This is a genomic window from Streptomyces phaeochromogenes (genome assembly GCF_001418655.1).
In the GTDB taxonomy this organism is placed as follows: domain Bacteria; phylum Actinomycetota; class Actinomycetes; order Streptomycetales; family Streptomycetaceae; genus Streptomyces; species Streptomyces phaeochromogenes.
On sequence record NZ_LIQZ01000086.1, the window covers coordinates 17,900 to 29,591 of the forward strand.

The window sequence follows — 11,692 nt, forward strand, 5'->3', positions numbered from 1 at the left end:
CGTGTGTGTGACCGGGAAGTCGTGTGTGCGACCGGGGTGGCGATCACCGCGAGGGCATCCGCGAGACACGCGAGAGGGGTACCCCGAGACACACGGGCGAAAGGCAGGAGGCATGAGCTTCGAAAGGTACGAGCCATGAACAAGGACACCCGGACCGTCACCGTCGGCATCGACGGCTCCCGCGCGAGTCTCGACGCCGCCGACTGGGCGGCCCGCGAGGCCGAGCGACGCGGGGTCGCCCTGCGGCTGCTGCACGCCGGGGACGAACCCGCCGCACCCGCACGGCCCCCGGGCGGCGCGCCCGTCCGCACCACCCTCGACCGGGCCGCCGTCCAACTCTCGTACGGCCACCCGGCGTTGGACATCATCGCCCGCCGCACCGACACACCTGCCGTCCCGGCGCTGGTCACCGCCGCCGCGGAGTCGGAGACCCTGGTCCTGGGCTCGCGGGGCTTCAGCGGTTTCGCCGGATTCCTGGTCGGCTCGGTCGCGCTCGCCGTGGCCGCACGGGCCGAACGCCCGGTGGTGCTGGTGCGCGCGGGCGAACTCCCCGAGGACGAGCGGATGCCGGTCGACGGGACCACCCCGCCGGCCAGGGCCCCGTACCTGCCGGTGGTGCTCGGTCTCGACCTCGCCCACCCCGCCGACGACCTCATCGGCCACGCCTTCGACACCGCCACGGTCCGTTCGGCACCGCTGCACGTCGTGCACGCCTGGACGCCGGCCCCGCGGCGGGGCTACCTCGACGGCGGTCGGACGCCCGGTGACACGGCCGAGCAGGAGGACGCCAAATGCCGTTCCCTGGCGGTGACTCTGCGACCGTGGCGCCACAAGTACCCGGAGACCGAGGTCACCGAGCGCGTGGCCCACGGGCACGCCGGGCACCATCTGCTGCAGGCGTCCGCCCGGGCGGGGCTGCTGGTCATCGGCCGCCGCGCCTCGGCCGGCCCGGGCCTGGGCCGCGCGGCGCGCTCCCTGGTCCACCACTCCACATGCCCGGTCGCCGTCGTGCCCCATCCCTGAGAGAGGCCGACCGCGCGCGTCGGGCCGGCCACACGTCTCGGGCCGATCAGCCGAAGCGCTCGATCCGGATACGGTCCACCGGCTGGCCGGCGTCCACCAGCAGCCGCGAGGCATGCTCGGCGAACCCGTTCGAACCGCACACATAGGCCTCCCACCCACCTTCGGGCCGGTCGGCCAGGAGCGCCGCCACATGTGCGGCCGACACACGTCCCACCGGCACGCCCTCCGGCGCGGTGCGGGTGAACACGGGTGCGGTCTCGGCGCCGTACTCCGACGCGTAGATCAGTTCCTCGGGACCGCGAGCCGACACCAGCAGCCGCAGCGGCACCGACAGCCCCCGCGCGCGATGGTGGCGGACCATCGACATCAGCGGTACGACGCCGGAGCCCGCGCCGACGAGCAGGGCGGGCCGGTCGCCCGGCCAGGCGAAGAAGCCGCTGAGCGGGCCGCGCACCTCCACCTCGTCGCCGGGCTTGGCGACCGTGTGGAACCAGCCGGACACCTCACCGCCGTCGACATGGTCGAGGGTGAGCTCGATGTGCCCGGTGTCGTCGGGCGGCGAGGCGATCGAGTAGTGCCGCTGGGCGACATAGCCGTCCCCCGCCCGGAGCCGCAGCATCAGGTGCTGCCCGGGCAGATGGCCCTCCCAGTCCGGCACGGCGAACCGGAAGGTCGCCGCGTGCGGGGTCTCCCGGCGGACCTCGGTGAGGGTGGCGCGCTGCCAGGTGGCCGCCGCGCGGTTGCTCACGGCGATCCGCCCCGGCACGGCGAAGCGGGTCGGCGGCGTGAAGCCCGCCGACGGCGTGGAGTCCGTAACGGACATGGCGGTCTCAGTCACCGGAGTAGCGCTGCTCTTCCCAGGGGTTGCCGCGGTGGTGGTAGCCGTTCTGCTCCCAGAAGCCCGGCTCGTCGTGGTCCAGGAGCCTGAGGCCCGCGATCCACTTGGCGCTCTTCCAGAAGTACAGATGCGGCACGATCAGCCGCGCCGGACCACCGTGCTCGGCGGGCAGCGGCCCGTCCCCGTACTCCCACACGATCCAGGCGCGCCCGCCGGTGACATCCGCGAGGGGGAGGTTCGTGGTGTAGCCGGTGTGCGAGTACGCGACGACGTGCGTGGCCTCCGGCGCCGGGCGGACCGCGTCGAGGAACGCGTCCAGCGACACACCTCCGAAGCGCACCCCGAACTTCGACCAGCTCGTCACACAGTGGATGTCGCCCTCGTACGCGGACGGCGGCAGCGCGTGCGCCTCGTCCCAGGTCCAGGTGCGCGGTTCGGCGACCAGGCCGTCGACGGTGAACGTCCACTCCGCGGGCGTCAGGTCCGGTGTGACCTCCGCGGACAGGACGGGCCAGTCGTCGCCCGCGTCGTACTGGCCGGGCGGGAGCCCGTCGTTCCGGACGCGCGGGCGCCCGGTGAAGCCTCGGGTGACGTTCATGTGGGAGGTGCCTCCAGGCCGGCCGGACGGCGGCCCTTGATCGTTGCGTACGCCCTCCACGGTACCGGGCCCGGCCGGAAGCCCCTTCCCTGGATCATTGCGGCCGCATGAACAGTCCGGCGGCCCGGGAATAGCAACCCCGTGATCTTCCTTGCCGCTACTGACACCCCGGTGCGAAGGAGAGTGACGGAGCAATGCCCAAGGCGTACGTCTTCACCCAGTACGGCGGCCCCGAGACCGAAGCACTCGTCGACCAGGACCGCCCGAGCCCCGGACCCGGCCAGCTGCTGGTCGCCGTGCGGGCGGCGGGCGTGAACCCCGTCGACTCCAAGCAGCGCACCGGCTACCAGCGCCCCGGCCAGCAGCCGCGTGCGCTGCCCGCCGTGTTCGGCAACGAGGCCGCCGGAGTCGTCGAGGAGGTCGGCGAGGGCGTCACGGGCTTCGCGGCCGGGGACGAGGTCTTCGGCAACCCGGTCGCCGGGGCGTTCGCCCAGTACGTGCTGCTCCCCGTGGCGGTCACCGCCCACAAGCCCGCCGGTGTCTCCTTCGCGGACGCCGCGGCCCTGCCCGTCGCGGCGGCGACCGCGTACGACGGAATCCGCCAGCTGGACCTTCCGGCCGGTTCGACCCTGCTGGTCACGGGCGCGGGCGGCGGTGTGGGCGTCTCGGTCCTGCAGATCGCGCGCGCCGAGGGACTGAACGTCATCGGTGTCGCGAGCGCGGGCAAGAAGGACCTGGTCGAGTCGCTCGGTGCCGTTCATGTGCCGTCGGGCCCCGACTTCGTCAGCGGTGTGCGCGCCGTGGCGCCCGACGGCGTGGACGCCGTCTACGACGTGGTCGGCGGTGAGGTCCTCGAAGCAGCGGCCGAGCTGGTCGCGGACCGGACCAAGCTGATCACCGCGGGCGGCAAGGACATCGTGGTGCGCCTCGGCGGCTCGCCCGTCGCGCGGGCCCGTACCGCCGCGGTGCTCGACCAGGTGGCCCGGCTGGTGGCCGACGGCAAGCTGGACCCCTTGGTGACGCAGACCTTTCCCCTCGAACGGGCCGGGGAGGCGCTGCGGACCGTCGAGGAGGGCCACACGCGTGGCAAGGTCGTGATCGAGGTCGCCATATGAGCAGCGGTGCCCGCCATCCGCTGGACAACCCCGCGCTCGGCTCGCTGACCGGCCCGCACGCCCACTTCGCCGAGCACCGAGGCCGCGTGCTGCGCTACCCCGTCGACGTGTCGCCCTGGCTGGCGCTGCCCGACGAGCCGGACGCCGACGACTGGGCCGACCTCGCGGCGCTCGTCGGCCCCGGCGAGGAGCTGGGGCTGCCCGCCTTCGACGGCGGCATCCCGGACGGCTGGGACGTGACGTTCAGCCTGGACGGCGTACAACTCGTGGACGACGGCCTGGCCACCGCGCCCGAACCGGAGGCCGTACGGCTCGGCCCCGACGACGTACCGGAAATGCTGGACCTGGTCGAGCGCACCAGACCGGGCCCGTTCCTGCCCCGGACCGTCGAACTCGGCACGTACCTCGGGATCCGCCGGAACGGGAACCTGATCGCCATGGCGGGGGAGCGGCTGCATCCACCGGGCTGGACCGAGATCAGCGCGGTCTGCACCGATCCGGACTTCCGCGGCGAGGGCCTGGCGACCCGGCTGACCCTGGCGGTCGCCCACGGCATACGCGCCCGGGGCGAGACCCCGTTCCTGCACGCCGCGGCCGGCAACACCACCGCGATCCGGCTCTACGAGGCGATGGGTTTCCGGTTGCGGCGCAGGACGAGGTTCGTGGGGGCGCGGGTGCCTGAACTGCTGGGCGACCGGGAGACGTTGGGGGTCTCATAGGTGGGTGGCGGGTCGCGAGGCTCGCCACCGGCCCGCTCGCGCGTCCGACGTGCCTCAGTCGCTCGCGGGCGCGGCCCTGAACATCACTCCGCCCGCCGCCGCGTTGTACCGCAGCAGATACCCGGCGAACCGCTCCAGGTCCTCCTCGGGCCAGCCCGCCAGCCGCTCGCGGAACGCCACCCGGCGGCTCGCGGTCACCTGGGCGAGGATCTCCTTGCCGGCGGGGGTGAGGTGGAGCACCTGGACGCGCTGGTCCTGCGCATCGGCGCGGCGCTCGACCAGCCCGGCGCGTTCGAGGGCCGAGACCTGGCGGCTGACCGTCGACTTGTCCAGGGCGTAGTGCGCGGCCAGGTCGGTGGCCCGGCAGCCACCGACGTCTTCGAGATGGCCGAGCAGCGTGTACGAGACCAGGGACAGCTCGGGGTGCAGACGTCCCGCCGAGGCCCGGGCGCGGCGGGCGAAGGCCGTCAGCTCGTGGTGGATGGTCTCGATGGACACGTCGGCTGCGTTCACGGTTTCTTCCTTCCTCTTCTGGTTGCACCGTACAACTAAGTGGTTGCCTCATGCAACTAGAGGCGCCTCGGGTGCTGCGCCTGGCGGTGTCTCGGGTGCGAGGAGGAGAGGGGCGAGGACCGGGTCCCGACCGGAGTCGGCGCCGTGTAATGTTGCCGTCCGGCTGAGGACCGCCCCAGCCGCGAACGGACCGAGGAGGTGAGCCCCATTACCGCTGTGTCAGCTCGGGTGCTCTCGCCTCAGGGCCTCACCGTCATCAGGTGACCTGGAGGGCGCCCTTCGGCTTCCCGAAAGGCTCTCGGCTTCCATGCCACCTTCTTACGCACATGTCGTCACCGCGCTCCGCTCCGCGGGCTGTGTCTTCGCCGAGGACGAGGCGCGTCTGATCCTCTCCGCCGCTCGTACGCCCGCCGAACTCACCGTGATGGTGGACCGCCGCGTCGCGGGCCTGCCGCTCGAACACGTCCTGGGCTGGGCCGAGTTCAGAGGCCTTCGCATAGCCGTGGAACCCGGTGTCTTCGTGCCCCGCCGACGCACCGAGTTCCTGGTCGAACAGGCCGTCGCGCTCGCCACCGAGGCCCCCGTCGTCGTGGACCTGTGCTGCGGCTCCGGCGCGGTGGGTGCGGCGCTCGCCGCCGCGCTTCCCGGCGCCGAACTGCACGCCGCCGATGTCGATCCCGCCGCCGTGCGGTGCGCTCGACGGAACGTGGGTGCGGGGGCTCGTGTCCACGAGGGGGATCTCTTCGAGGCGTTGCCGCGTGCCCTTCGCGGGCGCATCGGCATTCTGGCCGCCAACGTGCCGTACGTGCCCACCGGCGAGGTCGGACTGCTGCCGCCCGAGGCCCGTGACCATGAGCCTCTGGTGGCTCTCGACGGGGGTGGGGACGGGCTCGATGTCCTGCGTCGTGTCGCCGGGGAGGCGCCGCGGTGGCTCGCGCCCGGCGGGAGTCTGCTCGTCGAGACGAGTGAGCGCCAGGCGGGCCTGGCTGTCGAGATCCTCGCCGATGCCGGGCTGATACCGCGGCTGGAGGTCTCGGAGGAGCTCTACGCGAACGTCGTGATCGGCCTGAAGGGGAGCTAGGGGCCGCGGGATTGCGGGTGCGGATCGCCCGCGCCCTGTGTGGCACGCCATTGTGCAACTAGTTGCACAATGGCCTCTCCGTCGTCTACAAAGACATGACGACACCGCGTACGGAGGGGCCCATGAGCCGTTACCCGCATCTGCTGAAACCGCTCGACCTGGGCTTCACCACGTTGGCGAACCGCGTGCTCATGGGCTCGATGCACGTTGGCCTGGAAGAGGCCGAGCGGGGCTTCGAGCGCATGGCGGAGTTCTACGCCGCCCGGGCGCGCGGCGGTGTCGGCCTCATCGTCACCGGCGGCATCGCCCCCAACGATGCGGGCCGCCCGTACGAGGGCGGGGCCAAGCTCACCACCGAGGCGGAGGCCGAACAGCACCGCGGGATCACCGCCGCGGTGCACCGCGAGGGCGGGAGGATCGCGATGCAGATCCTCCACTTCGGGCGGTACGCCTACCACCAGGACCTGGTCGCCCCCAGCGCGCTCCAGGCGCCGATCAGCCCGTACCCGCCGCACGCGCTCACCGACGACGAGGTCGAGCGGACCATCGACGACTACGCCAGGGCCGCCCGTCTCGCGCGGCAGGCCGGCTACGACGGCGTCGAGATCATGGGCTCAGAGGGCTACCTCATCAACGAGTTCATCGCCGCACAGACCAACAAACGCGAGGACCGCTGGGGCGGTTCGTACGAGAACCGCATGCGGTTCCCCGTCGAGATCGTCCGCCGGGTGCGGGAGGCGGTCGGCGAGGACTTCATCATCATCTACCGGCTGTCGATGCTGGACCTGGTCCCGGGCGGATCCTCGTTCGACGAGGTGATCACGCTCGCCAAGGCCGTCGAGGCGGCCGGGGCGACCATCATCAACACCGGTATCGGCTGGCACGAGGCGCGGATCCCGACCATCGCGACCTCGGTGCCGCGGGGCGCCTACGCCTGGGTGACCAAGAAGGTCATGGGTTCCGTGTCGATCCCGCTGGTGACGACCAACCGCATCAACACCCCTGAACTCGCCGAGGAGTTGCTCGCCGAAGGCCACGCGGACATGGTGTCGCTGGCCCGCCCGATGCTCGCCGACCCGGACTTCGTCGCCAAGGCGGAGGCCGGGCGCCCCGAGGCCATCAACACCTGCATCGGCTGCAACCAGGCCTGCCTGGACCACACCTTCAGCGGCAAGATCACGTCGTGCCTGGTGAACCCCCGGGCCTGCCACGAGACCGAGCTCGTCCTCTCACCGACCAGGCGGCGCAAGCAGGTTGCCGTGGTCGGTGCGGGCCCGGCCGGACTCGCCTGCGCGGTCAGCGCCGCCGAGCGAGGCCACGACGTCACCCTCTACGACGCCGCGCACGAGATCGGCGGTCAGCTCAACGTGGCCCGACGGGTCCCCGGCAAGCAGGAGTTCGACGAGACGATCCGCTACTTCCGCACGCAGCTCGAACTGCACGGCGTGGACGTGCGGTTGAACACCCCTGTCACCGCCGACGACGTCTCCGCGTACGACGAGGTTGTGGTCGCCACGGGAGTCGGCCCGCGCATCCCCGAGATCCCGGGCGTCGACCACCCCAGCGTCGTCGGCTACCTCGACGTGCTGCGCGACGGCGCGCCCGTCGGCGACCGTGTCGCGATCCTCGGCGCGGGCGGCATCGGCTTCGACGTCGCCGAGTACCTGACCGACGGCGGCGACAAGGCCAGCGAGGACCCGGCCACGTACTTCCGGCACTGGGGCGTCGACATGGACTACCGGGCGCCCGGCGGCCTCGGCACCCCCGAGCGGCCCGCCCCGCCGCGCACCGTCCACCTCCTGCAGCGCAAGACGTCCAAGGTCGGCGGAGGGCTCGGCAAGACCACCGGCTGGATCCACCGCACCGAGCTCAAGCACCGCGGCGTCACCATGGTCCCCGGCGTCCAGTACGACCGCATCGACGACGCCGGCCTGCACGTGACCGTCGATGGTCAGGCTTCCGTCCTCCCCGTCGACACGATCGTGCTCTGCACGGGACAGGAACCGCGCCGCGACCTGTACGAGGCGCTGCGCGCCGACGGCCGCAGCGTGCACCTCATCGGCGGCGCCGACGTGGCGGCCGAACTGGACGCCAAGCGGGCCATCAAGCAGGGCACGGAGCTGGCGGCGGCCCTGTAGTCCGGCAGCGGCCGGGAGCGTACGGCCCGTCCCTAGGATGACTCCATGTCACTCCCGCACGCGATCCTCACCGCCCTGCTCGAAAAGCCGTCGTCGGGGCTTGAGCTGACCCGTCGCTTCGACAGGTCGATCGGCTACTTCTGGTCGGCGACGCATCAGCAGATCTATCGCGAGCTGGGAAAACTGGAGGCCGAGGGACACATCAGGGCCCTCCCGACACAGCAGCCGGCCCGGGGGCAGAAGAAGCGGTACGAGGTCCTGCCCGCGGGCCGCGCCGAACTGGCCAGGTGGACCGCCGCGTCCCAGGACCCGAAGCCGCTGCGCGACACGATGCTGCTGCGGCTGCGGGCCGCGGCGGTGGTCGGCACGGAAGGCATCGAGGCGGACCTGCGGCGCCATCTCGACCTGCACCAGCGGCAGTTGGCGGAGTACGAGGAGATCCAGGAACGCGACTTCCCGCCCGGCAAGGACGCGCCGCAGGACCGCCTTCAGCACCTCGTCCTGCGGGCCGGGATCGACCTGGAGACCTTCTGGACCCGCTGGCTGACGCACGCGCTGGAGGAGTTCGGGCGGTTGCCCGCGGAGGACCCGGCGCCCTGACGGGCCGGGTGTCCGGAGGTCGGCGGCGGCCCGGCCTCCCCGTCGGGACCCGGTTCCGGGCTTCGAGTTCGGGGTTCCGGACCGCCGCCGTTCTCACAGCCGGTGCGGCTTGGCGCGTCGGCGCAGGACCCAGACCGTGGCCCCGACACCCGCAGCCACGAGGACGCCGCCCGCCGCGTAGGTGGCGGCGCCGTAGTCCTTCGTACCGCCGCCCATACCGCCCATGACTCCGCGCGACGGTGATGCCGACGAGGTCGCCGTGGCCGTCGCGGTCGCGGAGATCGTGGGGCTGGAGACGGGGGAGACGGTGACGGACTGGGTGCCCGCCGTGGTGCCGTCGGCGCAGACCACGATGACGGTGTAGGTGCCGGTGGTGACGCTGGACCAGGCCGCGGCCTGGCTGGTGCTGGTCCCGGACAAGGTCACCTGGCGCCCCTGTGCGAAGTTGGCCTGACCGCTGGACAGCAGTGAGGCATTCCCCATGGAGCCGTTGGACCTGGTGGCACAGTCGGTGGTGGTCACCTGCACCGTCGTGCCGCTGGTGGTCACGTTGATGGCCGTGTTCACCGCGACCGCCTCCGTGGCGGTGAGGGTCAGCGGCAGCGCGGCGGCGGCCACGGTCAGGCCGGAGCGGACGAGCATCTGGGTCATACGCATAGAACTGCCCTCCGACAGCACGGTTGGCGGTACATCCCATGCGCCGCCGAGGATTGGGAACGCCCGTGCGCCTTCGGACCGAGCCAATGCGAGGATCACCGGTTCCGCACGCGGGCCGGGACCGGGCAGGTGACGAATTCCTTCGTCCGGCCGACCGCCGGTGGCGTACCACCGGAGCGGCCGGTTACTTTCCGCGGGCCGTCACCAGGTCCGGCCGGCCGCCAGGATCCGCTCCGCGACGAGCGCGACATGCGGGTTGTCCGACACCCCCGGGCGCCGCGCCAGATACGCGGTGTTGATCGGCGGGTCCTCCGGGTCCAGCAGGGAGACCAGCGCGCCGGAGGCCAGTTCGTCGAGGCACAGATAGCGGGGGAGCACCGAGATCCCGGCGCCCGCCACCACCGCCGCGAGGACTCCGCGCAGATCCGGCACCGTGATCGCCGCCCGCCCGGTCAGCCGTACGCCGAAGACGTGCCGCCAGTAGCGCCGCGCGATGGGCAGATCCTCGGCGTACGAGATCAGCGGCGCCCCGTGCAGCACGGCGGGCCCCTCGGCGGCGACCCGGTCCCGGCCGATCCGCCCGGCCCACGCGGGCGCGGCCACGAGGACGAACTCCTCGTCGGCCAGCGGCACCGCGCTCAGTGTGCGCCCGCGCGGCCGTGACGTGGCGATCGCCAGGTCGAACCGGCCGCCGCGCAGCCCCTCCAGCAGACCGTCGGTCAGCCCGGTGGTGATCCGCAGCCGCACCCCCTGCCCGGTCAGCGGGGCCAGAGCGGGCAGCACCCGCGTGCACAGCAGCTCCGCCGGACCCGCCACATGGACCGGCTCCGGCACCACGTCCGCACCGAACCCGCCGCGGTCCGTGACCGTCGCGAGCGCGTCCAGCGGCGCCGTGACCCGCGCGGCCAGCTCGTCCGCGACCGAGGTCGACACCACACCGCGTGGCCGCCGCTCGAACAGCTCACGCCCCAACTGGTCCTCCAGTGACCGGATCTGCGTGGTCACCGTCGGCTGCGAAAGCCCCAGCAGCCGCGCCGCCGCCGTGAACGAACCCGCCCGGTGCACGGCGAGAAAGGTCCGCAGCAGCGAGAGATCGAGCGGGGCGGCGGACGCGGCGGTGCCATTGGATTCCCTATGGGGCATAGGGAGAATCCTAGGCTCGACCTATGGCCGGAGCGCTCTCGGGCACCCGCCGCCCCCGCCGTACGGTTCCATCGCCCGGCCCTACGGCCGCGCCGCTCCCGTCGTCACCGTCCGCTCCGCCGAGAAGCCGCTCCATGTCCCGTCGGGCAGCTTCGCCCTGATCCGCACCCGCTGGGTGACCCCGGCCTCCCGGCCCACGTAGAAGCTGTACGTCGCCTTGTCGCGCGGTGCCGTCCCGCCCCAGACGAGCGAGGTGGCGGGCTGCCGGTCGAGCTGGATCTGGTACTCCGTGATCACCCCGTCGATCGTCTCGGCGTCCGGGGGAATCCAGGAGAGGTCGAGGTAGTACGCCCCGTCGGTGCGATGCGTCGAGGCCCGGAAGCCGGTCGGCGCCAGGCCGGTGTCCTTCCCGTCCCCCGAACCGGCGGGAGTCGTGATCCGTACGGCCGCGCTCGCGGGCGAGAGGTTGTCCGCCGCGTCCCGCGCCCGGACAGTGAAGGAGTACCGCGTGCCCGGCCGCAGCCCCGTGACCACGGTCGCCGACTGTGCGCCGCCCACACTGTGGATCTTCGAGTCGCCCTGATAGATGTCATACGAGGCCACACCCCGGTTGTCCGTGGACCTGTCCCAGGACAACTGGGCGGCCCGGCTCCCGGCGGCCTTGCCGCGGGGGCGCTCCGGGGTGCTCGGGGCCCGTCCGTCGGCGGCGGTCGCGGCCGGAGTGGTGGCCGACACCCGCTGGCTGGGCGGTCCGAGCCGCCCGTCGGCGTCCCGTGCCCGTACGGAGAAGGCGTACCTGGTCGAAGGCTTGAGCCTGGTGATGTCGACCATGTGGTCCGAACCCGGCACTTTCTTCACCATCGTGGTGCCGCGATACACCTCGTAATGGGCGACCTCGGGTTTCCCGGAGGCCCGGTTCCACATGACGTGCACGCTGGTGGAGCTGCCCGCCGCCGCGGTGATGCCCGCCGGGGCCGCGGGCGGCCGGTCGGTGCCCGGGCCCTCGCCGCCCCAGCCGCAGGACACCACCATGAGCAACGCGCCGCAGACCATCGCGGCTCGCAGGAGTACGCGTCGCACAGCCCTGCCCTCCCTCGACGGGAATGGTCCGGACCAATATGACCTGGTCGGCGTGACCACATCAAGAGGGCCGTGTTCGCGATATCGATCGGACGTTACGTATGCTGATGTTCTTCGCGGCTGAACTCGCCCTTGTCGTAGGGAAGTTCATGCCCACGGTGCGGAACGCTGTCGTCGCTGATCCCGC

At 72.3% G+C, this 11,692-nt stretch carries 12 protein-coding genes; 6 read left to right on the plus strand and 6 right to left on the minus strand.

Annotated elements, in window-relative coordinates:
• The first annotated feature begins 135 nt into the window (after positions 1–135).
• On the plus strand, positions 136–1,023 hold the full coding sequence (locus AOK17_RS12345; protein ID WP_055612460.1) for a universal stress protein: 888 nt from the start codon (positions 136–138) through the stop codon (positions 1,021–1,023).
• 46 nt (positions 1,024–1,069) lie between these two features.
• Here the strand turns inward: AOK17_RS12345 and AOK17_RS12350 are convergent, their stop codons facing one another.
• Together AOK17_RS12350 and AOK17_RS12355 are read right to left on the minus strand one after the other, a co-directional pair.
• Complete coding sequence (locus AOK17_RS12350) at positions 1,070–1,846, minus strand: ferredoxin reductase (RefSeq protein ID WP_055612461.1); 777 nt, start codon at positions 1,844–1,846, stop codon at positions 1,070–1,072.
• Between the two features lie 7 nt (positions 1,847–1,853).
• Entirely contained in the window at positions 1,854–2,459 is a 606-nt protein-coding gene (locus AOK17_RS12355; RefSeq protein ID WP_055612462.1) for a sulfite oxidase-like oxidoreductase, read from the minus strand.
• 194 nt (positions 2,460–2,653) lie between these two features.
• On the opposite strand from AOK17_RS12355, the gene AOK17_RS12360 reads away from it, so the two are divergent.
• On the plus strand, positions 2,654–3,574 hold the full coding sequence (locus tag AOK17_RS12360; RefSeq protein WP_055612463.1) for an NADP-dependent oxidoreductase: 921 nt from the start codon (positions 2,654–2,656) through the stop codon (positions 3,572–3,574).
• Positions 3,571–4,293: a GNAT family N-acetyltransferase gene (locus tag AOK17_RS12365; protein ID WP_055612464.1), complete on the plus strand. Its 723-nt coding sequence runs from the start codon at positions 3,571–3,573 to the stop codon at positions 4,291–4,293. The genes AOK17_RS12360 and AOK17_RS12365 overlap by 4 nt, the downstream gene beginning before the upstream one ends.
• Before the next feature lie 54 nt (positions 4,294–4,347).
• On the opposite strand, the gene AOK17_RS12370 is transcribed toward AOK17_RS12365, so the two are convergent.
• On the minus strand, positions 4,348–4,806 hold the full coding sequence (locus AOK17_RS12370) for a MarR family winged helix-turn-helix transcriptional regulator (protein ID WP_055612465.1): 459 nt from the start codon (positions 4,804–4,806) through the stop codon (positions 4,348–4,350).
• A 307-nt stretch (positions 4,807–5,113) separates the two neighbouring features.
• On the opposite strand from AOK17_RS12370, the gene AOK17_RS12375 reads away from it, so the two are divergent.
• The 3 genes from AOK17_RS12375 (at position 5,114) to AOK17_RS12385 (ending at position 8,625) form a co-directional block, all read left to right on the plus strand.
• Positions 5,114–5,887 (plus strand): putative protein N(5)-glutamine methyltransferase, encoded by a 774-nt coding sequence (locus AOK17_RS12375; protein ID WP_055612466.1) that lies wholly within the window; start codon positions 5,114–5,116, stop codon positions 5,885–5,887.
• A 122-nt stretch (positions 5,888–6,009) separates the two neighbouring features.
• Positions 6,010–8,025, plus strand: a complete 2,016-nt coding sequence (locus tag AOK17_RS12380) for an NADPH-dependent 2,4-dienoyl-CoA reductase (protein WP_055612467.1) — start codon at positions 6,010–6,012, stop codon at positions 8,023–8,025.
• Between the two features lie 45 nt (positions 8,026–8,070).
• Positions 8,071–8,625, plus strand: coding sequence for a PadR family transcriptional regulator (locus tag AOK17_RS12385; protein WP_055612468.1), 555 nt, complete (start codon positions 8,071–8,073; stop codon positions 8,623–8,625).
• Positions 8,626–8,718: 93 nt separating this feature from the next.
• Here the strand turns inward: AOK17_RS12385 and AOK17_RS12390 are convergent, their stop codons facing one another.
• The 3 genes from AOK17_RS12390 to AOK17_RS12400 form a co-directional block, all read right to left on the minus strand.
• Positions 8,719–9,282 carry a hypothetical protein gene (locus AOK17_RS12390; protein WP_055612469.1) on the minus strand — a complete coding sequence of 188 codons (564 nt, stop codon included), beginning with the start codon at positions 9,280–9,282 and terminating at the stop codon, positions 8,719–8,721.
• Positions 9,283–9,483: 201 nt separating this feature from the next.
• Positions 9,484–10,425: a LysR family transcriptional regulator gene (locus AOK17_RS12395; protein ID WP_055612470.1), complete on the minus strand. Its 942-nt coding sequence runs from the start codon at positions 10,423–10,425 to the stop codon at positions 9,484–9,486.
• An 81-nt stretch (positions 10,426–10,506) separates the two neighbouring features.
• Positions 10,507–11,505 carry a fibronectin type III domain-containing protein gene (locus AOK17_RS12400; RefSeq protein WP_055612471.1) on the minus strand — a complete coding sequence of 333 codons (999 nt, stop codon included), beginning with the start codon at positions 11,503–11,505 and terminating at the stop codon, positions 10,507–10,509.
• Positions 11,506–11,692: the final 187 nt, after the last annotated feature.

Excerpts from the sequence above, each read along its gene's own strand:
- AOK17_RS12390 (WP_055612469.1), bottom strand. The coding sequence starts at position 9,282 with ATGCGTATGACCCAGATGCTCGTCCGCTCCGGCCTGACCGTGGCCGCC.
- AOK17_RS12395 (WP_055612470.1), bottom strand. The coding sequence starts at position 10,425 with ATGCCCCATAGGGAATCCAATGGCACCGCCGCGTCCGCCGCCCCGCTC.
- AOK17_RS12365 (WP_055612464.1), top strand. The coding sequence starts at position 3,571 with ATGAGCAGCGGTGCCCGCCATCCGCTGGACAACCCCGCGCTCGGCTCG.
- AOK17_RS12360 (WP_055612463.1), top strand. The coding sequence starts at position 2,654 with ATGCCCAAGGCGTACGTCTTCACCCAGTACGGCGGCCCCGAGACCGAA.
- AOK17_RS12375 (WP_055612466.1), top strand. The coding sequence starts at position 5,114 with ATGCCACCTTCTTACGCACATGTCGTCACCGCGCTCCGCTCCGCGGGC.
- AOK17_RS12380 (WP_055612467.1), top strand. The coding sequence starts at position 6,010 with ATGAGCCGTTACCCGCATCTGCTGAAACCGCTCGACCTGGGCTTCACC.
- AOK17_RS12385 (WP_055612468.1), top strand. The coding sequence starts at position 8,071 with ATGTCACTCCCGCACGCGATCCTCACCGCCCTGCTCGAAAAGCCGTCG.
- AOK17_RS12350 (WP_055612461.1), bottom strand. The coding sequence starts at position 1,846 with ATGTCCGTTACGGACTCCACGCCGTCGGCGGGCTTCACGCCGCCGACC.
- AOK17_RS12355 (WP_055612462.1), bottom strand. The coding sequence starts at position 2,459 with ATGAACGTCACCCGAGGCTTCACCGGGCGCCCGCGCGTCCGGAACGAC.
- AOK17_RS12345 (WP_055612460.1), top strand. The coding sequence starts at position 136 with ATGAACAAGGACACCCGGACCGTCACCGTCGGCATCGACGGCTCCCGC.